This window comes from Mycobacterium sp., from assembly GCF_035314665.1.
Taxonomy (GTDB): domain Bacteria; phylum Actinomycetota; class Actinomycetes; order Mycobacteriales; family Mycobacteriaceae; genus Mycobacterium.
The window spans coordinates 1-24,700 of sequence record NZ_DATFZD010000119.1 but is presented as its reverse complement, the minus strand read 5'-3'; the positions used below and the strand labels follow the sequence as shown (position 1 = coordinate 24,700).

Sequence of the window (24,700 nt, the reverse complement as noted above, 5' to 3'; positions counted from 1 at the left end):
GCTCCAATCATTTGCGCCGCTCCTCAGCATCGCTTCGCTCTGCATCGTCGTCGGCGCGAATCTTCACCACGGCACCGGGCGTCACGCCCAACGTCCTGTGCACCGCCGAACCCGGTGAGTTCAGCGGCAACCACACCACGTGATCGGGCATCTCGGTGATGCTCAGCGGCAGCGTGATCGCACCGCGGTCGGTGCTGACGGCGACCCGGTCCCCGTCACTGGCGCCGATCGCGTCCGCCGTCCCGGCCGACAGCCGCACGGTCGGCGTGCGCGCGGTACCGGCCAGGTGCGGCTCACCGTCCTGCAGCCGCCCGCTGTCGAGCAGCATCCGCCACCCGGCCAATACGGCTTCACCGGCACCGGGTTTCGCGGCCCCGGCCGCGGCGACGGCCGGCGCGGCGGCGTGCGTGCCGTCCCAGACGCCCATCGCGCTGAGCTCGGCGAGCGCTGCCTCCACCGTCGGAAAACCGAGGTCGATGCCCACCTCGTCGGCCAGGGTGTCGAGCACGCGCAGGTCCGGTGTGGCCTCGGGCGGCAGGGCGGCGGAGAAGCTACGCCCTCGGCCCTCCCAGTTGACGTAGGTCCCCGACTTCTCGGCCGCCGGCGCAATCGGGAAAACCACGTCGGCGCGTTCGGTCACCGCGCTGCGCCGCAGCTCCAGGCTCACCACGAAGCCCGCGGCGTCCAGACCGGCGAGCACCGCGTCGGGATCGGCGAAGTCGTCCGGTTCGATGCCGCCGACCAGCAGGGCGCCCAGCGTTCCGGCTTTGGCCGCGGCCAGGATTCCGTCGGTGTCACGGCCGTCGGCCGAAGGCAGTTCGAGGACGTGCCAGGCCTGGGCCACCTGTGCGCGGGCGGTCTCGTCAGCTAGCGGGCGGCCACCGGGCAGCAGCCCCGGCAGTGCGCCGGCCTCGAGCGCTCCGCGTTCTCCGGCGCGGCGAGGCACCCACGCCAGTTTCGCACCGGTGGTGTCCGCCAGGCGGGCCGCGGCGGACAGTCCGCCGGGCACACTCGCGAGCCGTTCGCCGACGATGATGATCGCGCCTGGCTTAGAAAGGAGGGGCAGCAGGTCTCCGGTCGCCAGACCGTCCAGGGTGGCAGCCTCCGCGCCGGGCGCGGTCTGAATCAGCGTGCCGTGCAACTTCTTCAGCCCGTTGCTGGCCAAAGGGGCGATCGCGTGCACCGGCAGTCCGCGTTTGCGGGCGGCTTTACGCAGCCGCAAGTACACGATCGGCGATTCTTCTTCGGGTTCGAACCCGACGAGCAGCACCACCGGCGCAGACTCCAGATCGGAGTAGCTGGTGGTGATCGACGTGCCGGCGACCCGGGCCGCCAGGAACTGCGTCTCCTCGCTGGAATGTGGGCGAGCGCGGAAGTCGATGTCGTTGGTGCCCAGAACAATTCGGGCGAACTTGGAGTAGGCGTATGCATCCTCGACGGTCAGCCGACCGCCCGGCAGCACACCGGTACCGCCGGGCGCCGAGGAGAGGCCCTCGACCGCTACGGCGACAGCGTGCGGCCACGACGCAGCGACCAAAGGGCCGCTGGGATCATTGCCGTCGCGCACCAGGGGAGTGGTGATCCGGTCACCCTGCGTGGCGTAGGTGAACGCCCACCGCCCCTTGTCGCAGTTCCATTCCTCGTTGACCTCCGGCTCGTCACCGGCCAGCCGGCGCAGCACCTTGCCGCGGCGGTGGTCGGTGCGCTGGGCGCAGCCCGACGCGCAGTGCTCACACACACTCGGGCTGGAGACCAGGTCGAACGGGCGGGCCCGGAACCGGTAGGCGGTCCCGGTCAGCGCGCCGACCGGGCAGATCTGCACGGCATTGCCGGAGAAGTACGACTCGAACGGCTCATTGGCGTAGATGCCGACTTGCTGCAGTGCGCCGCGCTCCAGCATCTCGATGAACGGATCGCCGGCGATTTGGTCGGAGAACCGGGTGCACCGCGCGCACAGGATGCAGCGCTCGCGATCCAGCAGTACCTGCGAGGAGATGTTGATCGGCTTGGTGAAGGTGCGTTTGACGTCGTGGAACCGAGAGTCGGGGCGCCCGTTGGACATCGCCTGGTTCTGCAGTGGGCACTCACCGCCCTTGTCGCACATCGGGCAGTCCAGCGGGTGGTTGATCAGCAGCAGCTCCATCACCCCGTGCTGGGCCTTGTCGGCCGCTTCGGAGCTGAACTGGGTGCGTACCACCATGTCGTCGGTCACCGGAATCGTGCACGACGCCATCGGTTTGCGCTGGCCCTCGATCTCCACCAGGCACTGGCGGCACGCGCCGACCGGATCGAGCAGTGGGTGGTCGCAGAACCGGGGGATCTGAACGCCGATCAACTCCGCGGCCCGGATCACCAAAGTGCCCTTGGGAACACTGATTTCGGTGCCGTCGATGGTCAACGTCACCAGCTCCGGCTGGGTGACCTTCTCGCCGGTGTCCGCGGTCTGGGTCACGCGTGGTCTCCGTTCGGCGCGAGCATGGACAGCTTGGGGTCGAACGGGCAACCGCCGCCCTCGATGTGCGCGACGTATTCGTCGCGGAAGAACTTGATCGACGACGCCACCGGGCTTGCCGCGCCATCGCCCAACGCGCAGAACGACTTACCGAGAATCGCGTCGGAGATGTCGAGCAGCTTGTCCAGATCTTCGGCGGTGCCGTGACCGGTTTCCAGCCGCTCATAGATCTGGCTCAGCCAGAAGGTGCCCTCCCGGCACGGTGTGCACTTGCCGCACGATTCGTGCTTGTAGAAATCGATCCACCGCCCCACCGCGCGCACCACGCACGTCGTCTCGTCGAAGATCTCCAACGCCTTGGTGCCCAGCATCGAACCTGCCGCGCCGACGCCTTCGTAATCCAGTGGTACGTCGAGGTGCTCATCGGTGAGCAGCGGAGTAGAGGATCCGCCGGGCGTCCAGAACTTCAGCTGGTGTCCGGCGCGCACCCCGCCGGCGTAGTCCAGTAATTCCCGCAACGTGATGCCCAGCGGCGCTTCGTATTGGCCCGGCCGCGTCACGTGCCCGGACAGCGAATACAGCGTGAAGCCAGGCGATTTCTCGGTGCCCATCGACCGGAACCAGTCGACACCGTTGAGGATGATCGGTGGAACGCTGGCGATGGTCTCGACATTGTTGATCACCGTGGGGCAGCCGTAGAGTCCGGCGACCGCGGGGAACGGCGGGCGCAGCCGCGGTTGGCCGCGGCGGCCTTCCAGCGAGTCGAGCAACGCCGTCTCCTCGCCGCAGATGTAGGCGCCGGCGCCGGCGTGCACCACCAACTCCAGGTCGTAACCGGAGCCGGCGATGTCGCGGCCCAGGAAACCTGCGGCGTACGCCTCGGCGACCGCGTTCTGCAGGCGCCGCAGCACCGGCAGCACCTCACCGCGCACGTAGATGAAGGCGTGGCTGGCCCGGATCGCGTACGACGCGATGATCACACCCTCGACCAAGAAGTGCGGGGTGGCCAGCATCAGCGGAATGTCTTTGCAGGTACCGGGTTCCGACTCGTCGGCGTTGACCACCAGGTAGTGCGGCTTGGCCGCGGCACCGCTGTCGCCCTGCGGGATGAACGACCACTTCGTCCCGGTCGCGAAGCCCGCCCCGCCACGGCCGCGAAGTCCGGAATCCTTGACTGCGGTGATCACGTCGTCCGGCGGCATCTTCAAGGCTTTTTGCAGGGCCTGGTAACCGTCGTTGCGACGGTAGGTGTCAAGAGTCCACGACTTGGGGTCGTCCCAGAAGCGGCTCAGCACGGGAGCTAATGGTGTCTGCGGCCCCATTACTGACCTTCCTCTGCGCTTGGCGCGGTCATCTTGCGTTCCTTGGCGACGTGCAGCCCGGCCAAGGTGGCGGCTCCCGCACCGCCCTGGCCTTCGTCGGGACGTGGGTCGGGGAAACCGGCCAGGATTCGCTCGGTCTCCTTGAACTTGCACAGCGGCGCACCGCGCGTCGGCGCCGGGGGTTTCCCGGCGCGCAGCCCGTCGACCAGCTTGCGTGCCGACTCCGCGGTCTGGTTGTCGTAGAACTCCCAGTTGACCATCACCACCGGCGCGAAGTCGCACGCCGCGTTGCATTCGATGTGTTGCAGGGTGACCGATCCGTCCGACGTCGTCTCGTCATTGCCGATGCCGAGATGCTCTTTGAGCGAGTCGAAGATGGCGTCGCCGCCCATCACCGCGCACAGTGTGTTCGTGCACACACCGACCAGGTAGTCGCCGGTGGGTCCGCGACGGTACATGGTGTAAAAGCTTGCGACAGCGGCGACTTCGGCGCCGGTCAACCCGAGCTGCTCGCTGCAGAACTCCACACCGGCCGGTGTCACGTAGCCGTCCTCGGACTGCACCAGGTGCAGCAGCGGCAGCAGCGCCGAGCGGGGATTGGGGTAACGGCCGATGATCTCCTTGGCGTCGACCTCCAAACGCGCCTGCACGTCTGCGGGGTACGCCTCCGGTGCGCCTTCGGTGACGAACTGGCCAGGCTCCTCGGGCGGCGGGCCGAGGCGGACGAACACCCGCTCGCCGCTGCCTGGCGCGCCGGGAGTCTGCGCTTCGGTCATCGGTCCACCCCGCCCATGACGGGATCGAGGCTGGCGACCGACGTGATCACGTCGGCGACCATGCCGCCCTCGCACATCGCGGCGACGGCCTGCAGGTTGGTGAACGACGGATCACGGTAGTGCACCCGGTACGGTCGGGTGCCGCCGTCGCTGACCATGTGCACACCCAGCTCGCCGCGCGGCGACTCGATGGCGACGTAGACCTGCCCGGCCGGTACCCGGATGCCCTCGGTGACCAGCTTGAAGTGGTGGATCAACGATTCCATCGAGCCGCTCATGATCTTGGCGATGTGCTCTGGCGAGTTACCCAGCCCGTCCGGGCCGACCTTCAAATCTGCCGGCCAGGCGATCTTGCGGTCTTCCACCATGGTCGGGCCGGGCCGCAACTTGTCCAGGCACTGTTCGACGATCTTCACCGACTCCCACATCTCCTTGACGCGAATGATGTAGCGGCCGTAGGCATCACAACCGTCGTCCGTGATCACGTCGAACTCGTAGTTCTCGTATCCGCAGTAGGGCTCGGTGCGGCGCAGGTCATACGGCAACCCGGTGGATCGCAGACACGGCCCGGTCACTCCCAGGGCCACGCAGCCGGTCAGGTCCAGGTAGCCCACGTCCTTGGTGCGCCCTATCCAGATGGCGCTCTCATTGAGCAGGTCGCCCATGTTGCGCAAGAAGCCCTTCAGCTTCTTGAGGGCTTCGGCGATCTCGGTCTTCGCGTCGGGTGGCAGGTCCGCCGCGACGCCGCCGGGCCGGATGTAGGCGCTGTTCATCCGCAGCCCGGTGATCGACTCGAACAACGAGAGGATGATCTCGCGACCCTGGAAGCCGACGAACATCGGCGTCATCGCGCCCAACTCCATGCCGCCGGTGGCCAGGGCGACCAGATGCGAGGAGATCCGGTTGAGCTCCATCATCATCACCCGGATGACGTTGACGCGTTCCGGGATCTCGTCGGTGATGCCGAGCAGCTTCTCCACGCCCAGGCAAAAGGCAGTTTCGTTGAAAAACGGTGCCAGATAATCCATTCGGGTCACGAATGTCACGCCCTGCGTCCAGTACCGATACTCGAGGTTCTTCTCGATCCCGGTGTGCAGGTAGCCGATGACGCACCGTGCGTCGGTGACCGTCTCGCCTTCGATCTCCAGGATCAGCCGCAGCACGCCGTGCGTGGACGGATGCTGGGGTCCCATGTTGACGACGATGCGTTCGCCGGGTTCGCCCTTGCGGGCGGCCTCGACGATCTGGTCCCAATCCTGGCCGACGACGGCCACCAGGATTTCGCCGCCGCTGCCCTCGCCGTTGGGGGTAGTGGTCTCGCTCATCAGCTGTAGGACCTCCGCAGATCGGGCGGGGGAATCTGCGCGCCCTTGTACTCCACCGGGACGCCGCCGAGTGGATAGTCCTTGCGTTGGGGGTGTCCCTGCCAGTCGTCCGGCATTTCGATGCGGGTCAACGACGGGTGGCCGTCGAAGATGATGCCGAAGAAGTCATAGGTCTCGCGCTCGTGCCAGTCGTTGGTCGGGTAGATGGCGAACAGCGACGGGATGTGCGGATCACTGTCCGGCGCAGCCACTTCCAGCCGGACACGACGCCCGTGGGTGATCGAGCTCAGCGGATAGACGGCGTGCAGCTCTGCCCCGGTTTCGTGTGGGTAGTGCACGCCGTTGACACCCAGGCACAACTCGAAGCGCAACTGCGGGTCGTCGCGCAGTGTGCCGGCCACCTGTGACAGCAGCTCACGCCGAACGTGCACCGTGAGTTCGTCGCAGTAGACCACGACTTTCTCTACGGCATCTTGGAATTCGACGCCCTCGCCCTTGAGTGCCTCGGCCAGCCGATCGACAACCTCGTCGAAGTATCCGCCATAGGGCCGGGGGCTTCCGTCGTCGATCGTGACCTGGCGTACTAGCCGTCCGTATCCCGACGTGTCGCCGGTGCCGTGGACACCGAACATGCCTCGGCGGACGTCGATCACCTCTTTTTCGGATTGCTCGGCGGGCACGGGAGCGCCACCGACCTCGCTGGCTGCCCGCTTCGGGTCGTGCTCCGGTGAGCTCATCGCAGCAGTCCGTGCATCTCGATCGTCGGTCGGGCGGCCAGCGCCGCCTTCTCGGCTTCGGCGATGGCCAGCTCGCGGTTGACGCCCAACGGCATTTCCTGAATCTTGTCGTGCAGCTTGAGGATTGCGTACAACAGCATTTCCGGGCGGGGCGGGCAGCCGGGCAGGTAGATGTCCACCGGCACGACGTGGTCCACGCCCTGGACGATCGCGTAGTTGTTGAACATCCCGCCCGACGACGCGCATACGCCCATGGAAAGCACCCATTTGGGCTCGGCCATCTGGTCGTAGATCTGACGCAGCACCGGTGCCATCTTCTGGCTGACCCGGCCGGCAACGATCATCAGATCGGCCTGTCGGGGTGTCGCCGAAAACCTCTCCATGCCGAAGCGTGCGATGTCGAACCGCGGGCCCGCGGTGGCCATCATCTCGATAGCACAGCAAGCCAATCCGAATGTCGCCGGCCACAACGAGCTCTTGCGGAAATATCCCGCCAATTGTTCGACGGTCGTCAGCAAGAGACCGCTCGGCAGTTTCTCCTCCAGACCCACGTCTTACCTCAATCCCAAGTCAGGCCGCCGCGGCGCCACACGTATGCGTAGGCCACGAACACGGTGAGAACGAACACCAGCATCTCGACCAGCGCGAATACTCCTAGCTTGTCGTAGCTGACCGCCCACGGGTACAGAAAGACGATTTCAATGTCGAAGACGATGAACAGCATCGCGGTCAGGTAGTACTTCACCGGGAACCGCTGCCCGCTGCCCGCGTGCGGCGCGTTGGCCGGCTGGTCGCTGGGTTCGATCCCGCATTCGTAGGCTTCCAGCTTTGCGCGGTTGTAGCGCAGCGGGCCGGTGACCTGTGCGATGGCGACCGAGCCGAGGGCGAAAGCAGCGGCGATCCCCCCAAGCACCAGGATGGGTAGGTATAAATTCATGCGGCGAAGACGCTCCCTCACTGTGGGTCTATGGGCTGACGGACTGTGAGCGCAACCACAGCCTAGCGATCTTGTGTGGACCCGCGCTCAGCAGTCTAGATGTGACCTCAACCACAGCCCAGTGGGTGGTCGGCCCGTCGAAGCATGCACCGGCTACGCGGCCATCTGTCGCCGGCGAGTTGCCAAGGGCGCCAAGCTATTTGGCACCTTGACGAGACGATGGAGTCATCGGGTGACGGGTTCAGCGGGCTGCCCGCGGCGGCCGGTGTCCCGTTGGGTTCTGGGTCCGCGGCCCAGCTAACGCACCGGAGGCCGCAGCAACTCGAGCACCGTTCGGCTGAGCCGGATCGGGTCGATCGGCTGCGGGACCGACGCCTCAGCGCGTGACCAGCTGGCCAGCCAGGCATCGTCGCGCCGTCCGGTCAGCACCACGATCGGCGGCCCCTGCGTGATTTCGTCTTTCAGCTGCTTCGCGATGCCCATGCCGCCCTCCGGGGTCGCCTCGCCGTCGAGAATGGCCAGATCAATGTCTCCGGCGTCCACCCGCTGGATGACGACCGGTCCGGTGGCCACCTCGACGTAGCTGAACTCGGGCAGCTCCGGGTGCACCCGTTTGCCCAACGCCAGCATGACGTCCTGGCGGGTGTTGGCGTTGTCGCTGTACACGAGGATCCGCAGTGGGCTGGTAGCAGACACGGTCCAGATGCTACTGCCCAGCGACTATGCGGTCCGCGCAGTGGGCCGATCGGTCTACCGTGGCGCCCGCACGAAGAGGGCGTCGGCCGACGCCGTCGCCACCTTGGCGATCATGCCGAACCGATTCCAGCCCAGGCCGAACTGGGCCCGGTCGACCTCGAATTGCGCCGACACCCGCACGGAGCCGTCGTCGAGCAGGATGATCCCGACCGGTAGTGACACCGGGGCAGTGACGCCCTTGATGCTGAGGGTGGCGCGTAGATCCGCGGCGTTACCGGTGGTCGGCTCCAGCGCGGTAACGACGACGCTGATCTGCGGGAAGCGTTCGGCGTCGAAGAAATCGGCGGACAGCAGGTGCGCGTCGCGTCTACGGATTCCGGTCCGCAACGACGCCACCTGGATGTCGAGGCGGCCGAAGATGGCGCCCTTGCCGGTGATCTGGCCGTCGCCGCTGAGGCCGCTGAACCGGCCTTTGACGCCGATCAGGCCCCACATGTTCCTGATCTTGAAGCCGATCGTCGATCGTTCGGGAACGAGGTTCCAAACCCCTGCGGTGTCAGGATCGCTCAGCAGTGTTTCCACGGTGGTCATATGCGCCGCTCCTCCTCATCGCTTCGCTCTGCATCGTCGCTGGCGCGTGTCATGTGCGCCGCTCCTCCGGTTGCCGGCTAGCTCATCAGCGGGGCGAGGTCGGCTGGGTCGAAGTACTCATCGATTCGGCTGATCAGGGCGTTAACCCCCACCCTAATCACGATGCAGACCCGCATCGCGATCAATGCGCCGTCTTGGCCGGTTGCGTGCAGGATGTGCTGCTGGACGAAACCGTGGGGGAACAGCTGGCGGTCGAGGATCTGGTAGCGGCGCTGTGTGGTGACACCGATGAACCAGCGCAGCACCTTCAGTGCCCGCTCTTTGTCGTTGTCCCGGCGGGCGCCCACCCGCCACACCGCGATGTCGTCGTCGAAGAGCTCGGTGAGCGTTGCCTCGTCGCTTCGCTCGATCGCCGCGAACAGTCGATCGGCCACCTCGACATGACTTGCTGACTGTGGCCGCGCGGGTCGGAGTCGGTAGCGGGCATTGGGTGTCTTTCTATTCGTTCTGGTAACCGGGATGCGCCACCGACAGTCGGTGACTCACCAACGCACGCAGAGCCGAGTGCACGTGTTCGCCCTGACCGTCCAGCACCCCGGCTCGAATAGCCGCAGCCAGCTGAGCTTCGTCGTCGAAGCCGACGTCGGCCAGGGTGTCCGCGACGTCGTCGGCCGGGTCGACGAGCAATTCACGCTCGACGATGCGCAGGACGTTGCCCGCGACCCTGGCATGGAAATTGACCTGGCCGGCGGTCGACTCCCGGACATCGGTCTCGAGGAACTCAGCGACCGCAGCGATGAGTTCCGCCGCGGTGGGACGGCCATGCAGTGGGTTGCCAGACGTGGCCCCGGACGTCATCAGGTCGGGGGTGCCTCGGGACCGCGATCCACCCCCGTGCGCAGCTTCACCGATGCCGAGTAGGCAAGCGTGCGGAAACGCAGCACCGGATCATCCGAGGGCTCGATGCCGTCGGTGACGCGCATCGGGTCGAAGACGACGATGTCACCGCCGTGCTCGCGTTGGGTCTCGATGCCGGTGATGTCGAGGGTCCCGACGGTGACGGTCTGGTGGCTGCGCCACGCTCTGGACGGATCGACTGTGGAATCGCCGTCGGCGGCGATCTGGACTTGGTAGGAGAACCGGACCGGTCCCGACGCGAGGCGTTCGTCGAGCTCTTCGATCAAGAAGTCCGCGCTCTTCGTCTTCGCGACGTCCGGAGACAGGAACTGTTCGCCCGCATCCGGATGCAAGTGGTAACGGACGAATCGCGCGCTGCCGTCGGCGGCGATCCAGCGGAAGGCGTGCAGCCCGTGATACGCGACAGTGCCGTAGCTGACCGGCACTATGTTCGCGGCGCGCACGACCGGCAACGCGGACAGGAATCGGGGATGTGTGGCGATGTAGCCGACCAGACGTAGCGGAGCTGTGATCCCCGGCTTGCTCGCGCGCAGCAACGAGAGGAAGCCGTCGGGTGTGCTGGCCGGAAACAGCCGCGCGGTCTGCGTTGAGACGTCGGTCGTCGATCCGTCCGGCAGCGTGAACTTCACCGCCATCCCGCGTACGCCTGGCGCATTGTCCGGCTGCGCTGGATTGCCTGAGCCGCTGGAGAACCGGATCAGCGCCGGCACGGCCGAACCGGTCAGATGTGCGGCGCGGGAGAGTTGGGCGGCGTCGGCAGCGGCGGTGAATGTGCCGTGATAGAGCTTGCCCTTGGCGTGCAACGCCCGGTAGCCCGGTTGTGCGCCGCCGACCTCGCGGATCGTGTCGATAGCCTCGTCAGGAGTAACCACAGCGGCATCTTAAGCAGTCAACGGTCATCGGGAGCACCATTATCGAACAGGGTCAGCAGATCCCACTCGGTCTCACAGACTCGGCGGCCGATCGCGGCCAGCTCCACGGAGCGGGTCTGTCCGCTCAAGTGACGCTCCGCCTGGCAGCGGCAGATGACACCCCAGCGCAGCGTGGCCAGCACCAACCACCAGTGAAACGCCACCCGATCGACCTGGGCCCCGCCGGCCCGTTCGTAGCCGCGAAGAAAATCCTCGACGCTCCCCAGGCCGCCGGCCGCGCGGTCGGCCGGGGCGCCGAACCGCCAGGCCCGGATGCAGAACCACGCCAGGTCTTCATAGACCTCACCGATGTGCACCAACTCCCAGTCCAGCACGGCCGCCAGCTCGGACCCGTCGATTATGAGGTTGCCCATCCTGTAGTCGCCGTGCACCAGGCGCGACGCGGATGGCGCCGGCCGGTGAGCGGCGAGCCACCGAAAAGCCCACTCGAAGGTGGCGGTGGTGTCGCCCATGGCGTCGAGGCGTTCGCGCCATTCGGCGAGTTGATCCTGGGTGGAAAGCTTCGGGTCATTGGTCTCGGCCCGGTGGATGGCCGCCAGCGCTTCCGCACATTGAAGTAACAGCCGCGTCCGGCCCGCGGCCCCTTCATCTTTATCGAGCGTCCGCTGGATGCGACGGACGATGGTCTCGCCCTTGATCTCGTCGCAGATCAAGAACGGATTGCCCAGCGCGGCAGGCGAGTCGTCGGCAACCAGAATGTGGGGGACCGGCGCGCCGGCGGCCGCGGCGGCGGCCTGGGCGCGGGCTTCGAGCTCCATTCCGGCGTGCACGTCGTCAGGCGGGCCGATGCGCAGGATCAGCGAGCGCCGTTCGTCGGGTGTGACGGCATCGAAGGCCCACGTGGTTCGGCTGGCACCACCGGTCAACGCGCGCAGATTGTCGATCGTTACCTCGTCGCGCAGGATCGGGCGCAGCACCGCGGGCAAGCTGTCTTGCAGGCTCACTTTTGGCCGAATTTGAACAGTCGTTGCGCCACCCGGCGGATTTGGATCTCGTCAGCGCCCTCGGTGATTCGGTAGCGGCGGTGATGGCGGTAGATGTGCTCGAAGGGCTCGTGGCGGCTGTAGCCGAGGCCGCCGAAGATCTGCATGGCACGGTCCGCGGCGTCACAGACGAGTCGGTTCGCACGGTAGTTGGCCATCGACACCTTGTCGGACACCTCCATGTGGTGGTTGCGGTCCAAATGCCAGGCCGCGTACTGCACCAGCAGCCGCACCATCTGGGCTTCGGTGTGTAGCTCGGCCAGTGGCCACTGCACGGCTTGGTTGACCGCCAGCGGCTTGCCGAACACCGTACGTCGGCCGGCGTATTCCGCGGCTCGATCGATGCAGTATTGCGCCGCACCCAGACTGCTGGCCGCCTGCCGAATTCGGTTCTCGTGCAGGAATGTTTGCGCAACCTCCAGCCCGCGATCCACTTCACCAAGCACCGCGTCGGCGGGCACCCGGACATCGCTGAGCTCGACTTCGCCATGGTCGGTGGGCATGTTGAAGGTCCACCAGTAATACGGGACGGTGAAGCCCGGCGCGTCGGTGGGCACTAGGAACGCGGTGATGCCGCGGGCTTGTCCGGGCTCGCCGGATGTGCGGGCGAAGATCAAGTCATGGGTGGCGCGGTGCACGCCGGTGTTGAATCGCTTGGAACCATTGATCACCCAGTCGTCGCCGTCGGGTTTGGCATGCGTTTCCAGCCAGGTCGCATCGGAGCCGTGCTGCGGCTCGGTAAGCCCGAAGGCCATGGAGCGCTCCCCGGTGATCAACGCCTCCGACCACAGGGCGCGTTGCGCATCGGTGCCGAAGCGCTCCATCATGATCACCTGCGGGAAGTTCCCGACGATCGAAGACTCGTTCTGCAAATCGTTGTGCAGGCCAAGACCCTTGTGCGCCAAATGCTCCCGGATCACCGCCATGTCGACGTTGGTGCCGTCGCGGCCGCCCAGCGACGCTGGCAGCCCGTAGCGCAGCCAACCGGCCTTGTCCGCCCGTCGTCGCATCTCGGAGAGTAGATCCTCCCACTCCCGGGTCGGGATCCCGTCGTTGTCCCAATCGGTGCGGGCGTGTTCTCGACGCTGGTCGAAGTACCGCATGTTCTCGGCCTGCAGTGGGGCGATCTCACGTTCGATGAACGCATCCATGTCGGCAAGGAGCCCCGGAAGATGTTCTGGCAAAGTGAAATCCACTGTTCTCTCCCTCTAAGCGCCGTACAGGGTCTTTTTCCAGATCGTCGACAAGGTCGCAATGGCGTCTTCGTCGCTGATGTCAACGCTCAGGCTTCCAGGCCCGGGGGGCGTTACGAACACGGTGGTGAAGTTCTCGAACAGCAACGCGATGGCAGCGGCGATGTGCTCGGGATTGAGGTCGGTTGCGTAACCGTGCTCCTGTGCGCGCAGCACGGAGGCGGCGACGATGTCCATGCCGAACCGGCGAAATTCGTTCTGGACCGCGGCGAAACGCTGTTGGGTCGCCGCCAGTTGCGCGACCGCGATCATGATACCGATGTTCTGCTTGAACATGTTCCAGTAGCCGGTGACCACGGCGGCGAAGAACGCGTCGTCGTCGGGGGAGTCGGGCAGGTCGACGCTTTCGCTTGACGGTCTCACGATGTCGTGCAGGAACGACTCCGCCAGGGCGGCGAGTAGGTCTTCCTTGTCGGCGAAATACCGGTAGAAGACCGCCGCCGACTTTCCCGCCGCTGACGTGATGTCGGCCAGCGTCGTGCCGTGAAAGCCCCGCTCAGCGAAGAGCTTACGGGCAGCCTGCTCCAGGGCTGCCCGAGTCTGGCGGCCCTTGGCGGTCAGCGTCCGCGTTGCCTCCGGGGCCGGCATCACGCCCGGATCCGGTCACCGGCCCGCAGCAGAGCACCGGGCAAGTCATGGCCGACAACCGATTTCGCGACCTCGGCCGCGGTGATGGCGGCCCGCAGATCGACGTCGACATCGATGTCGCTGTCTCGCAGCAAGTACACCAGGTCCTCGGTGGCGATATTGCCCGTGGCGCCCGGGGCGAACGGGCAGCCGCCCAGTCCGCCGACCGATGCGTCCAGCCGGGTGACTCCGGAGCTGACCGCGGCGTAAGCGCTGGCCAGCCCGGCGCCGCGGGTGTTGTGGAAGTGTCCGCCCAGCGGCAAGTCGCCGATCACCGGACGCAGCTGCGCGATCAGCGAACTCACCCTACCCGGGGTGGTGGTTCCGATGGTGTCGGCGATCGAAAACCGGTCGACACCGCGATCGCGCGCTGTGGCGGCGATGTCGAGGACCCGCTGAGGCGGTGTCGGCCCCTGGAACGGGCAGTCCCATGCGGTGGCGACGATGACCTCGACGGTGACGTCGCTGTCGTGGGCGATCGCGACGATCTCGTCGATCTGAGCGGTGGCCTCCGCGCTGCTGCGCCCGACATTGGCGTTGCTGAATGCGTCGCTGGTCGACACCACGTATTCGATCGAGCGCAGCCCCGCGGCGACGGCTCGCTTGGCGCCGTTGGGGCTGGCCACCAGCGCGGAGAACTCGATGTCGGGATAGTTGCGCAGCTCGGCGGCAAGCTCGGCGGCATCGGCCATCGACGGCACCCTCGACGGCGAGACGAACGCGGTGGCCTCCACCTCGCGCACCCCGGTCGCGGCCACGGCCGCCAGCAGTTCCAGCTTGGCCGACAACGGGATTGGCTGTTCGATCTGCAACCCGTCGCGCAGCGACACCTCGCGAATATCGACGTGCTGGGTCATAACACCTCCTCGGCCCTTAGCTCTTCGAGCTCGCCGGCGGTCTTGCCGAGCAAACCGATGTAGACGTCGTCGTTGTGTTGTCCGGGTCGCGCCGGGCCGGCGTTGCGCACAGTGCCCGGAGATTCGGAGAGCATCGGTACGATCCCCGGTCCCAAAACGGGTCGCGCGAGTCGTTCGTCGTAATGCTCGACCAGCATGCCGCGGGCCCGCAACTGCGGGTCGTTGACCACCTCGGCGACCGTGTTGATCGGGCCGGCGATCACGCCTGCAGCGCTGAGGGTTTCGATGATCTCGCCCGGCTCCCGCTCGGCGGCCCAGGCACCGATGATCTTGTCGAGCTCGTCTTGGTTGCGGCCACGGGCGCCGTGGGTGGCGAACCGGTCGTCGCCGGCCAGCTCCGGGCGTCCCATCGCTTGGCACAGCCGGGCGAACACGGTGTCCTGGTTGGCCGCGATCACCACCCAGGAACCGTCGACGCTGCGGTAGATGTTCGACGGCGCGATGCCTTCCAGACGGGTGCCCGACGGACCGCGCACCACACCCCCGGCGTCGTAGTCGGGAATCGTGGATTCCTGTACCGCCAAGCATGATTCGGTCAACGCGACGTCGACGACCTGACCGTGCCCGGTGACGCCGCGGCGGTACAGCGCGGCCAACGCCCCCTGGGCGCCGAACATGCCGGCCAGGCTGTCGCCCAGCGACAGCGCCAGCCGCGGTGGCGGGCCGCCGGGGAAACCGTTGAGATGCCGCAGCCCGCTGGCCGCTTCGGCGACCGAGGCGTAACCGGCCTTGTGCGCGTCGGGCCCGGTCTGCCCGTAGCCCGACACCCGGACCAGAATGATGCCCGAATTGCGTTGGCTGAGCACGTCATAACCCAGGTCCCACTTCTCCAGGGTGCCGGGACGGAAGTTCTCCACCACGATGTCGGATTTCTCGACCAGATCCAGGAACAGCTCGCGGCCCCGCGGTCGGCGCAAGTCCAGCGTGATGGCCTTCTTGTTGCGGGCGTGCACGGTCCAGAAGACGTGGTTTCCGTCGACTTCGGCCTGCCCCCAGGTCCGCAACGGATCCGGCGCGCCGGGTGGTTCCACCTTGATGACCTCGGCGCCCATGTCGCCGAGCAGCCGGCCGGCAAACGGACCCGCGATCAGCGTGCCCAGCTCCAGCACCCGGACGCCGTCCAGCGGACCCGTGGGTGTCATTCTTTGCTCGCGAAGTCGTGACGGACCAGCCAATCGGTGACGACCTCGACGGCCTGACGTAACTTGTCGCGTTGATCCGGACCGGCGTAATAGTGCGTCGCGCCTGCGATTTCGTGGATCTCCTTGTCGGGATGGCCGATCGCCTCGAACAGCCGCCGGGTGTGGCTGGGTGTACAGGCGTCGTCGGCCAGGTTGCCGATCACCAGCGCCGGCACCGCGATGTCGCGTCCGCAGTCCACGCCGTCGCCGTGGGCGTCGTCGTAGCTCCACTGCGAAAGCCAACTGCGCAGGGTCGAGAACCGGGCCAGCCCGACCGGGCTCATGTTCACCACTTGAGGATCACCCAGATAGCACGTTCCCGGTGTGCGTTCGTTCGGATCGACGTTCGGATCAAGCCACCGCGGGTCGGCCATGGTGCCATGCACGACGAATCCGAACTCGTCATCGGGGCGGCCGTCGGCTTTCAGGTCGGCCAGCTTTTCTTTGACCCATGCGGTGATGCGGCGATTGCGGCTGATCTGCGCTTGCCGATAGCGGGCCAGGAACTGCGCGCTGTAGGGCGGTTGATTGGGATTGGCCGGGTTGTATAAGTCCAGCTCCGGGTCGCGTTTGGTGGGGTCCGATTCGTCGAGAATCGAAGCGTCGAGCCATTCGGTCAGCGTGCCATGCCGGCTGATGTGCGCGGCCAGCAGCATGATGCCGTCGGCGCCGGGCAGATCCAGCTTGGTGAGATCGGGCCCGTCACCCGACGGGCTCGACGTGATGGTCGGGTGCTGGGCCTGCTGTTGGTAGAACACCGACAGCGAACCGCCGCCACTCCAGCCCGCCAGCACCACCTTCTGATAGCCCAGGCGTTCCTTGGCGTCCTTGATCGCCGCGCCGAGGTCTTCGATCACCTTCTCCATCAGCAGCGCCGAATCGGTGCCGCGGAAACGGCTGTTGCAGTAAATGACGTGGTGACCGGCTCGCGCCAATGCGTTGATCATCGGCAGGTACGCGCCGCCGCCGATCGGATGCATGAACACCAGCACGGTGTCCGACGGTTTGGCCTTCGGCTTGAGCAGATAGCTTTCCAGCACGGTGATCTCGGCCAGCCCGCCGTAGACGTCCCGGACGCCCGAATTGTTCTCGAACGCAACGAGATAGGGGATGCGTTCGTAGTCGTGCTTCACGGCTGTCGTCATTTGCGCCGCTCCTCCTCATCACTTCGTTCTGCATCGTCGCCGGCTGTCGTCACGAGTGCTGTCCTAGGTCGTGCGCCAGCAACTCGGCTGACGGCGTCAATCGGCGGCGGGTGTCGATGGCGATCACTTGCCAGTCGACGCGGGAATGCTCGTCGAATTTGCGGCGGGCGCGCTCTCGCGCCTTCTCCGGTGCGCCATGGTGAACCCCTTGCGGCGCATGCGTAATCAGGCCCGGAGGCATCGGGATGCCGTAGAGCGAGCCGCCGTGGAAGAACGCGATCTCGTCGTAGTCGACATTGCGGTGATACCAGGGTGTGCGCTCGGTGCCGAGGACGCCTTCGGCGGGCCTGGGTAGGAAGTTCATCACGTAGACGCCGGTGGCCTGCATGAACAAGTGCACGGTCGGCGGCAGGTGGACGCTGTCGGAGGTGATCACGTTGTAGTCGGCGATGTTGAACGTGAACGCGAAGTTGTCGCCGCGCCACCCTTCGACATCGATCGGATTATGTTGGTAGAAAAGCGTTGTCGGGCCACCCTCGTGGACGAGCCGGACCTCGTACTCGTCGCGGCCGTCGTCCTCGATGGGCTTGGGCTCGGGAATCACGGCCTGGGATGGGTCGAAGGGAAAATGCCGGCCTAGCGAACCGGGCGGCGGGACGCGGAACTCGTCGCTCGCCTCGATCATCAGCAACGTCGATTCGGCGTCGGGCAGCTGGCGCCAGGTGCATGCCTTGGGGATGTACACCCAGTCGCCCTCGCGGTAGGGCAACGGCCCGAACTCGGTCTCCAGCAGACCGCTGCCCTGGTGCACAAAGCACAGCAGATCACCGTCGACGTGGCGGGTGTAGAACGGCATCGGCGCCTGCCGACGGGAAATAGAGATGCGGCAGTCAGGGTTGGCGAACATCAGCAGCGGCCCACCGTTAACGTCGGTGGCGTCGCTGGGCTTGAGCTCACTGGACAGCACGTCGATAGGGCGCAGTGGACCCTCCGACCGGTACGCGGTGGGGTCGTGGCGGCGGTACATGTTGGCGGTCCGGCCGGTGAATCCACCGCGGCCCAGCTCGTCGTCTTTCAGGCCGTCGAGGTCGGCATGCAGGCGGCGTGGTGTCGTGCCTTTGCGCAGGTGGATGAAGGATTCCATGGCGTCTCCAAGGTTGCGACGGCATCCGGGGAAGCAGAACTAAAAGTGACATTACTTTCTCTTTTAGCCCGGCACAAGGGTTCGCGACGACACAGCCGCGGCCACGTCAGCTACGCGTGTCAGTCCCGTACGCGTAGGACGACTTTTCCTTTGGCGGTGCGATTCTCCAGCGATGCGATCGCGGCGGCGGCCTCGTCCAGCGGGTAGACCACCGGCTCCGGGGGAGCCAGCCGGCCGGAGGCGAGCAGCTGCTCGAGGTCGGCCCACTGCTCGGCCAGCGCGCCGGGGTGCGTGCCCGCCCAGGCGCCCCAGCCGACACCGACCACGTCAATGTTGTTGAGCAGCAGCCGGTTTACTTTCACCGTGGGTATTTCGCCGCCGGTGAAGCCGATCACCAGCAGCCGCCCACCAGGGGCAAGCGAGCGCAGCGAATCGGTGAACCGGTCGCCGCCGACCGGATCGACCACCATGTCGACCCCGCGGCCGTTCGTCAATTCCTTTGCTGCGTCCTTGAACCCGTCGGCCAGTACGACGTCGGTCGCACCGGCCGCCGTCGCGATCTCGCGCTTGTCTTCGGTGCTCACCACCGCGATGACCCGCGACGCCCCGAGCACCGTCGCCAATCGCAGCGTGGACGTGCCGATCCCGCCGGCGGCACCGTGCACCAGCACCGTCTCGCCGGAGTGCAGTCGGCCGCGGACGGTCAGCGCGAAGTACATGGTCAGGTCGTTGAACAGCAGGCCCGCGCCCGCGGTGAAGCTCACGTTGTCCGGAAGCTTGAACACGCGGTCGGGTGCCAGCACCGCGACTTCGGCCATGCCGCCGGTGAGCATGGTCAGCCCGACGACTCGGTCTCCGGGGCGCACGTGGGCGTCGTCGGGGGCGGACCGGACCACCCCGGCGATCTCGGCGCCCAACACGAACGGCGGGTCCGGCCGGTACTGGTAGAGACCGCGGGTGAGCAGCGCATCCGGGAACGCCGCTCCCGCCGCGTGCACCTCGACGACCACGCCGTCGCCGGTCGGTTCGTCGATCTCGCCTACCTCGACAGCGTCGGGACCATCAAGTCGAGTCAACTGTGCTGCGCGCATGCCAGCAGAGCCTACGACTGCTTAGAAGCCGCCGGCGACGCGGACCACGGCGCGGCCGGAGAACGCTCCCGCTCGCACCTGATCGAGCACGGCGACCACGTCTTTGACGTCGACGTCGCTGCTGATGGCGTCGAGATGGCGCGGGCGCAAGGAGTCACCCAGACGCGCCCACAGCTCGCGGCGCGGCCCGATCGGCATCTGGACCGAATCCATGCCCAGCAGCGCGACGCCGCGCAGAATGAACGGCATTACTGTGGTGTGCAGCGCGGGGCCGCCGGTCAAGTCGCTGCAGGCCACCGCGCCGCCGTAGTCGACGGCGCTGAGCACATCGGCCAGCGTCGCGCCGCCGACGCAGTCCACTCCCGCCGCCCAGCGGGCCTTGGCCAGCGGCCGCGGCTTGGCGTCCGGATCGGCGGGCAGCCGACCGATAACCTCAGCGGCACCAAGGTCTTTCAGCCGCTGGCCCGCTTCGGCTTTGCCGGTCGACGCTGACCGAGCCGACGCCGCCCGTCGCCCCGGTCACCACGACCGAGCCGGCGCCGGCCTGCACGCCCCAGTCGATGAGTGCCTGCACGCTCATCGCCGCGGTGAAGCCGGCGGTGCCGATAGCCGCGGCGTCGTGCGCACTCAACCCCTCGAGCCGCACGACCTGATTGGCAGGAAGCCGGGCGTATTCGGCGTAGCCGCCGTGGTGGCCGGTGCCGATCTGGTAGCCGTGCGCGACGACGGCGTCGCCGACCTCGAAGTCCGGTGACTGCGACTCGACGACCTCGCCGGTCAGGTCGACGCCGGGGACGACCGGGTAGTCGCGCACCACCCCGCCGCCGGGCGTCAGCGCCAGCGCGTCCTTGAAGTTGACGCTGGAGTACAGCACGCGGATCGTCACGTCACCGGGCGGCAGGTCGTCGAGGCGAAGGGTCTCGACCGACGCGGTTATCCGGTCGCCATCCTGGCGCGCGACGAGCGCTTGAAACGTGTCCATTCCTCGACGCTAGCCTCACGGCATGGATTCCTTTCCACTTGGTCGCTTTTCGGTCGCGCGCATCGGCTTCGGTGCGATCCAGCTGCCCGGGCCCGGTGCTTTCGGGCCGCCGCGCGACCGTGACGCGGCGTTGGCCGTGCTGCGCCGGGCCGTGGAACTCGGCGTCGACCACATCGACACCGCCCAGTTCTACGGGCCGAATGTCTCCAATGAGCTCATCCGCGAAGCCCTGCATCCGTATCCGGCCGACCTGGCGTTGGTCAGCAAGGTCGGGGCCCGCCGCGACGATGCGGGCGGCTGGGTGCCGCTGGCCGAACCCGCCGACTTCCGCGCGGACATCGAGGCCAACCTGCGGACGCTCGGCGTCGATCAGTTGGCCGTCGTCAATCTGCGGCTGATGGACAGCGACCGCCCGGACGAGCGGTTCGACGAACTGCTCGCGGTGATGATCGCCGCCCGTGACGACGGACTGATCGGCGGCATCGGACTCAGCAATGTCACGCGTGAGCATCTGCTGTCTGCCGTGCAGCATACCGAGATCGCTTGCGTACAAAACGCTTTCAATCCGGTTGACCGGTCGGCGGCACCGGTACTGGACGAGTGCACGGCGCGCGGTATCGCCTTCGTCCCGTTCTTCAGCTTGAGGTCACCGTTTGCGCCGCCCGGTCAGGTGCTCGAACACGAAGCGGTGCAGCGGGCCGCCGCGCGCTTGGGCCGCAGCCCGGCCCAGATCGCGTTGGCGTGGGCGCTGAGCGTGGCGCCGAACGTGCTGCTGATCCCGGGAACCTCGTCGGTGCAACACCTGGAGGAGGACCTGGCAGTAGCCGACATCGAACTCGACGACGAGACGCGTGGGGAGCTGAACGCGATCGCCGCTTAGCCCCTGCGGCGCTTAGCTTTTCCGCGACCGGTAAGTGTGTGTGTGAGCCCGTCGATAATCAGTTCGAGTCCGAACGCGAATTCGTCTTCCAACGGCACCGGAAGGTGGTCCGCGACTTTGACGGTGGCGGGAAACTGGCGCGGGTCTAGGTCGTGGAAGACCTGGTTTAGCCTGGCGTCATCAAGGTCGCCGCTGGTGCCGGTGATCTGGATGGCAAAGCCCAAGATGTAGCGGGCGAGCGTCGCGTAGGAACGCGCGGCGAGCGCTGGCGGGAATCCGTTCTCGAGCATGATCCCGATCAAACCCTCTCGTGCCGCCATCGCGTTCGGTCCCAGGGGCACATCTTCAACCAGCAGCGGCGCCAGATTGCGGTGTTGGCGGAGTACGTCAAACATGGTGCGGGCAGCCGTTTTTCCCGCCTCCTGCCACGTCATTGTGCGCAGCTCCGTCGGATCTAGTTCGACGTTGCCTAACACCCGGTCGACGACGTGGGCGATCAAGTCTGCTCGGCTACCGAAGTGCCGATACAGCGTGGCGGTCCCTGAATCCAGCCGCTGCGCAAGCGTTCGCATCGACAGGGCGTCGGCCCCTTCGTCGTCGACTATTTGCAGAGCCGTCGTGACGATCCGGTCCAGTGGAAGGGGTGGGCGGCCGCGCGTGTGCCGCTGGCTGGTGGTCACCCGGCAAGTATGGCGACTCTTGACAGCCATCGCAATATCGGTAACACTGTATCCAATATTAATCGACGAGGACGGTTCACCATGCTGCTTCCACTCGCAACGGAGCCATTCACGGTTCCCACCGACCGCGACATGCTGCCTTCGGAGCGGCGCACTTTCGTGCGTACCCACCGCACCTGCGTCTACGGCTACCGGCGCTTACACGACGGGCCGGCCATGTCGATCGTGTATTACATACCGACCGACGACGACGAATTACTGGTGTCCACCATGGCGCCACGTGGCAAGGCCAAAGCCGTTGCACGGGACGGAAAGGTGAGTCTCTGCGTGCTCGACGAGCATTGGCCGTTCGCCTATCTGCAGGTGTATGCCGACGCAACGGTGGAGCGGGATCGTGACCTGGTGGTCGACGTCATGATGGCCGTTGCCGGTCGAATGTCCGGCGAACAACTTGGCGCAGAGGCCCGCCCCTTCGTCGAGGCAATGGCGGAGCAGGAGGACCGCGTCGTCGTGCGCTGCCGGCCCTACGAAACCTTCGCCCAGCCGCCACGGCACCTGCACCGCAATGACCAAGAAGAGCTGATCACCCACTGGGTGTCGGCCACCGTGCCGTGGGATGCGCCGGACCCGGTCTGAAACCTCGGTTGCCGGCGCGTTGAAAATTGCTGCGGTGCCGGTTGGTTCGAGGGAGGTAGCGTTATCGCAATCGGCGATAACTGTCGCGCAGCCGTTGCGGCGTATTTCTTCCACATCGAGGTAGAGGTGCGCAAACGAGTTGTGGTTGGGATTGCGGTCGCGGGTCGTGCTCGGAGTCGGCCTGCTCGCTATGCCGGTCAAGATCAGGTGCGGGCACCCGGGCGCCGCGTGCGCAACGGCTCCGGATGCGCAGGGTTACGTTCACTTTTATTACGTAGTTAAGCCGTTCGGCGCATCGCTAATCGAAGACGTGGCGGGTGTGAACGTTTCGATTCAGTACACCTCGGGTGTGGACCGCGTGAAAGCTTAGTCAGGTGGATGCGGTCAGGTCGTGTTCGTTAGCCGGACGACGCCGCGCATGACTGATCGGCTGATGGTGTGGCGGAGTCGTTGAGCGGGTGACTGCGGAATAGGTGGCGGCGCCGCACCGAGCCGGGGGAACAGCGCCAAAGCGTTGGTGCGCTCGATAGCGTCGCGGGCGCTCGTGTCGATTGCCGGGTAGGTCTCCAGCCCGGCCGCGAACAGCTTTCCGGCGGCAGTCGGGGCGAACGGAAAATCCGACCCGAAGGTGATGTGACCCGGTTTGGCGAAAGCTAGCAGCGTGGGCAACGCGGCTGCGCTGGAGGACAGCGCGGTGTCGAAGTAGAAACTGGCGAAGTCGTCGAGGACGTCGGCCCAGCTGCGACCGGTGTCGGCGGTGATGGCCACGGCCATCCGGTGACTGGCATACGGCACGAACCCGCCCGCGTGGCTCAGGATGAACCGGATCTTCGGGTAGCGGGTCCGAATACCATTGCGCACCAACAAGTAAGCAGCTCGGGTGGTGTCGAGCAGGAAGTCGGCCGCGAACGGCGGGACGCTGGGCACGATCGGTCCCGGTAGGTCGGCGGGGTGGATGAAGACCACTGCCGAGCGATCGTTGAGGGCGGCGAACAGCGCATCCTGCCCGTCTTCACCGAAATACGTTCCGGCGTTGTTGGCCAGCAGCACAACGCCATCGGCCTTCAGCTCGTCGAGTGCTCGAACCGCTTCCGCGATGGCGAGGTCGACGTGCGGCATTGGTACGGTGGCGAAAAACCCGAACCGGTCGGGTTGTTCTGCAGCCAGTTCGCCGACGTAGTCGTTGACGTCGCGCGCGAGAGCGGCCGCATCGGCCGGGTCGGGCAGGAACGCCGTGCCTGGTGTCGACACCGACAGGATCACGGTACCGACGTCGAGCTCAGCCATCGCCTGCAACGACGCATCACGGCTCCAGTCGGGGAGTGCTCGTCCGCCGGCCTCGTCCAATCCCGCTTTCTGCAGGGCTTTTCGGTAGTCCGGCGGGATCGCGTGGTGATGGGTGTCGATTCGCAACATGGTCGCCTTCTCGTTAATCGTCGGGAATGCCAGCGTGCGCCAGCGCGCGGATGGTGTCTTCGCGACGCAGCAGCGACTGCGCCGCGGTCTTGAGCTGGCCGAGTTTCTCGATGATGGTCTGCCCTTCGCGGGTGTGGCCCCAGATGCTGATGCCCCGATGAGTCGTGGGTTCCCAGGTATTTTCGTCGACGACGATCGGATTCCACCCTACTTCCCATTCGAAGCCCGAGGGCGTAATCGCGTAGTAGGACAGTTCCTTGTCGTTGCTGCCGGGCATCGGCAGCCTGCGCAACCTTGAGGATGCGCACCGCGCGGGTGTCACCGTCGTCCGAGTGGGCACGCACTGCACCGAAGCCGATGTCTCGGCCCGGCACATCGCGATGGCCCGCGACCTGGGTATGGACACCGTCGGCTTCCTCATGATGAGTCACCTGACCACCCCGTGGGTGTTGGCCGAGCAGGCGAAGCTCATGGAGGGCTACGGTGCTACCTGCGTTTACGTCGTCGACTCTGGTGGTGCGATGGCCATGCGCGACGTCGCGGACCGGGTCGACGCCCTGCGTCAAACACTCTTGCCGACAACGGAAGTCGGTATCCACGCCCATCACAACCTCACACTGGGTGTGGCCAACTCGATCGTCGCGGTCGAACACGGCACCCACACCCGAGCGGCATCCCCGTGCACGTCGTGGCAGGCAGCCATAAGCTCGACGCCCTAGCGGCGCAGACGCCGCACACCTTCAACTTTGGCGACGACCTTAATCGCGTCAACGCAACCCAACGGCCACCACGTCCCGCATCGGTGCCGCGAAGTTGGAGCTCACTATCGGTGCGTAGCACTGTAGCGAAACCGAAGGCGTGCGCGAAAGCCTCTGCCCGGCTGAGGTCGGGCTTTTCGAATTCCAGCCAGGCGAGGTCGTGGACTTTGATGACGGGACTGCGTGATCGGCCCGGATGCTCGCCCTTGCGGGCGCCGTGCTCGCTGTGCAGGTCTTGGTGTGCCGTTTTGGTCATCGGTGTTACCTCAGGTGGTGGAGTCGACGAGACGGGGCGGACAACGGAACTGCTTTGCCACGCCA

The 24,700-nt window shown here is 66.3% G+C and carries 24 protein-coding genes and 4 pseudogenes; 3 read left to right on the top strand and 25 right to left on the bottom strand.

The features are described 5' to 3' along the window. Positions 1–7 precede the first annotated feature (7 nt). The 21 genes and pseudogenes from VKI00_RS08845 to VKI00_RS08745 all read right to left on the bottom strand — a co-directional run bounded on the left by VKI00_RS08845 (position 8) and on the right by VKI00_RS08745 (position 20,009). Positions 8–2,452: an NADH-quinone oxidoreductase subunit G gene (locus tag VKI00_RS08845; RefSeq protein ID WP_324436800.1), complete on the bottom strand. Its 2,445-nt coding sequence runs from the start codon at positions 2,450–2,452 to the stop codon at positions 8–10. Beyond that, a complete protein-coding gene (gene nuoF / locus VKI00_RS08840; RefSeq protein ID WP_324436798.1) occupies positions 2,449–3,774 on the bottom strand; it encodes an NADH-quinone oxidoreductase subunit NuoF in 1,326 nt (441 codons plus the stop codon). The genes VKI00_RS08845 and nuoF overlap by 4 nt, the downstream gene beginning before the upstream one ends. Next, the gene (gene nuoE / locus VKI00_RS08835) at positions 3,774–4,550 is read right to left on the bottom strand and encodes an NADH-quinone oxidoreductase subunit NuoE (protein WP_324436796.1); all 777 of its coding nucleotides are present in this window, start codon (positions 4,548–4,550) and stop codon (positions 3,774–3,776) included. Before nuoE ends, nuoF begins: the two co-directional genes overlap by 1 nt. Then, positions 4,547–5,875 carry an NADH dehydrogenase (quinone) subunit D gene (gene nuoD / locus VKI00_RS08830; protein WP_324436794.1) on the bottom strand — a complete coding sequence of 443 codons (1,329 nt, stop codon included), beginning with the start codon at positions 5,873–5,875 and terminating at the stop codon, positions 4,547–4,549. The genes nuoE and nuoD overlap by 4 nt, the downstream gene beginning before the upstream one ends. After that, complete coding sequence (locus VKI00_RS08825; protein WP_324436793.1) at positions 5,875–6,612, bottom strand: NADH-quinone oxidoreductase subunit C; 738 nt, start codon at positions 6,610–6,612, stop codon at positions 5,875–5,877. The genes nuoD and VKI00_RS08825 overlap by 1 nt, the downstream gene beginning before the upstream one ends. After that, the gene (locus VKI00_RS08820) at positions 6,609–7,163 is read right to left on the bottom strand and encodes an NADH-quinone oxidoreductase subunit B family protein (protein ID WP_324436791.1); all 555 of its coding nucleotides are present in this window, start codon (positions 7,161–7,163) and stop codon (positions 6,609–6,611) included. Before VKI00_RS08820 ends, VKI00_RS08825 begins: the two co-directional genes overlap by 4 nt. 8 nt (positions 7,164–7,171) lie before the next feature. Then, positions 7,172–7,549, bottom strand: a complete 378-nt coding sequence (locus VKI00_RS08815) for an NADH-quinone oxidoreductase subunit A (protein WP_324436790.1) — start codon at positions 7,547–7,549, stop codon at positions 7,172–7,174. A 297-nt stretch (positions 7,550–7,846) separates the two neighbouring features. Further along, positions 7,847–8,245, bottom strand: coding sequence for a hypothetical protein (locus VKI00_RS08810; protein ID WP_324436788.1), 399 nt, complete (start codon positions 8,243–8,245; stop codon positions 7,847–7,849). Positions 8,246–8,299: 54 nt separating this feature from the next. Continuing rightward, entirely contained in the window at positions 8,300–8,836 is a 537-nt protein-coding gene (locus VKI00_RS08805) for a YceI family protein (protein ID WP_324436786.1), read from the bottom strand. Positions 8,837–8,913: 77 nt separating this feature from the next. Next, positions 8,914–9,270, bottom strand: coding sequence for a DUF4440 domain-containing protein (locus tag VKI00_RS08800; RefSeq protein WP_324436784.1), 357 nt, complete (start codon positions 9,268–9,270; stop codon positions 8,914–8,916). A 64-nt stretch (positions 9,271–9,334) separates the two neighbouring features. Then, the gene (locus VKI00_RS08795) at positions 9,335–9,694 is read right to left on the bottom strand and encodes a DUF6285 domain-containing protein (protein WP_324436782.1); all 360 of its coding nucleotides are present in this window, start codon (positions 9,692–9,694) and stop codon (positions 9,335–9,337) included. Next, on the bottom strand, positions 9,694–10,626 hold the full coding sequence (locus VKI00_RS08790) for a catalase family peroxidase (protein WP_324436780.1): 933 nt from the start codon (positions 10,624–10,626) through the stop codon (positions 9,694–9,696). Before VKI00_RS08790 ends, VKI00_RS08795 begins: the two co-directional genes overlap by 1 nt. A 17-nt stretch (positions 10,627–10,643) precedes the next feature. Further along, complete coding sequence (locus VKI00_RS08785; RefSeq protein ID WP_414687156.1) at positions 10,644–11,612, bottom strand: phosphotransferase family protein; 969 nt, start codon at positions 11,610–11,612, stop codon at positions 10,644–10,646. A gap of 14 nt (positions 11,613–11,626) precedes the next feature. After that, positions 11,627–12,865 (bottom strand): acyl-CoA dehydrogenase family protein, encoded by a 1,239-nt coding sequence (locus VKI00_RS08780; protein ID WP_324436779.1) that lies wholly within the window; start codon positions 12,863–12,865, stop codon positions 11,627–11,629. Between the two features lie 12 nt (positions 12,866–12,877). Continuing rightward, positions 12,878–13,510: a TetR/AcrR family transcriptional regulator gene (locus VKI00_RS08775; RefSeq protein ID WP_324436811.1), complete on the bottom strand. Its 633-nt coding sequence runs from the start codon at positions 13,508–13,510 to the stop codon at positions 12,878–12,880. Continuing rightward, positions 13,510–14,406, bottom strand: coding sequence for a hydroxymethylglutaryl-CoA lyase (locus tag VKI00_RS08770; protein WP_324436778.1), 897 nt, complete (start codon positions 14,404–14,406; stop codon positions 13,510–13,512). The genes VKI00_RS08775 and VKI00_RS08770 overlap by 1 nt, the downstream gene beginning before the upstream one ends. Continuing rightward, positions 14,403–15,608: a CoA transferase gene (locus VKI00_RS08765; RefSeq protein WP_324436777.1), complete on the bottom strand. Its 1,206-nt coding sequence runs from the start codon at positions 15,606–15,608 to the stop codon at positions 14,403–14,405. Before VKI00_RS08765 ends, VKI00_RS08770 begins: the two co-directional genes overlap by 4 nt. Then, positions 15,605–16,792: an alpha/beta hydrolase gene (locus VKI00_RS08760; protein ID WP_324436775.1), complete on the bottom strand. Its 1,188-nt coding sequence runs from the start codon at positions 16,790–16,792 to the stop codon at positions 15,605–15,607. Before VKI00_RS08760 ends, VKI00_RS08765 begins: the two co-directional genes overlap by 4 nt. A 49-nt stretch (positions 16,793–16,841) precedes the next feature. Then, positions 16,842–17,936, bottom strand: a complete 1,095-nt coding sequence (locus VKI00_RS08755; RefSeq protein WP_324436773.1) for a homogentisate 1,2-dioxygenase — start codon at positions 17,934–17,936, stop codon at positions 16,842–16,844. A 119-nt stretch (positions 17,937–18,055) separates the two neighbouring features. Then, positions 18,056–19,027: an NADPH:quinone oxidoreductase family protein gene (locus VKI00_RS08750; protein ID WP_324436772.1), complete on the bottom strand. Its 972-nt coding sequence runs from the start codon at positions 19,025–19,027 to the stop codon at positions 18,056–18,058. Positions 19,028–19,048: 21 nt separating this feature from the next. Then, positions 19,049–20,009: pseudogene (locus VKI00_RS08745) on the bottom strand (acryloyl-CoA reductase). 22 nt (positions 20,010–20,031) lie between these two features. Here VKI00_RS08745 and VKI00_RS08740 point away from each other — a divergent pair. Then, positions 20,032–20,889, top strand: a complete 858-nt coding sequence (locus tag VKI00_RS08740) for an oxidoreductase (protein WP_324436770.1) — start codon at positions 20,032–20,034, stop codon at positions 20,887–20,889. Here VKI00_RS08740 and VKI00_RS08735 read toward each other — a convergent pair. Beyond that, on the bottom strand, positions 20,886–21,524 hold the full coding sequence (locus tag VKI00_RS08735; RefSeq protein WP_324436810.1) for a TetR/AcrR family transcriptional regulator: 639 nt from the start codon (positions 21,522–21,524) through the stop codon (positions 20,886–20,888). The two genes, VKI00_RS08740 and VKI00_RS08735, sit on opposite strands and share 4 nt — an antisense overlap. A gap of 126 nt (positions 21,525–21,650) precedes the next feature. On the opposite strand from VKI00_RS08735, the gene VKI00_RS08730 reads away from it, so the two are divergent. Then, on the top strand, positions 21,651–22,205 hold the full coding sequence (locus VKI00_RS08730; RefSeq protein ID WP_324436768.1) for a pyridoxamine 5'-phosphate oxidase family protein: 555 nt from the start codon (positions 21,651–21,653) through the stop codon (positions 22,203–22,205). 384 nt (positions 22,206–22,589) lie between these two features. Here the strand turns inward: VKI00_RS08730 and VKI00_RS08725 are convergent, their stop codons facing one another. Both VKI00_RS08725 and VKI00_RS08720 read right to left on the bottom strand, forming a co-directional pair. Then, positions 22,590–23,621: an amidohydrolase family protein gene (locus VKI00_RS08725; protein ID WP_324436767.1), complete on the bottom strand. Its 1,032-nt coding sequence runs from the start codon at positions 23,619–23,621 to the stop codon at positions 22,590–22,592. Between the two features lie 13 nt (positions 23,622–23,634). Next, a pseudogene (locus VKI00_RS08720) lies at positions 23,635–23,889 on the bottom strand (extradiol ring-cleavage dioxygenase); the annotation flags it as partial. Between VKI00_RS08720 and VKI00_RS08715 the strand changes: the two are divergent. Further along, positions 23,885–24,298, top strand: a pseudogene (locus tag VKI00_RS08715) (4-hydroxy-2-oxovalerate aldolase); the annotation flags it as partial. The pseudogenes VKI00_RS08720 and VKI00_RS08715 overlap by 5 nt on opposite strands. A 115-nt stretch (positions 24,299–24,413) precedes the next feature. On the opposite strand, the pseudogene VKI00_RS08705 reads toward VKI00_RS08715, so the two are convergent. Beyond that, positions 24,414–24,635: pseudogene (locus VKI00_RS08705) on the bottom strand (2,3-dihydroxybiphenyl 1,2-dioxygenase); the annotation flags it as partial. Positions 24,636–24,700 lie beyond the last annotated feature (65 nt).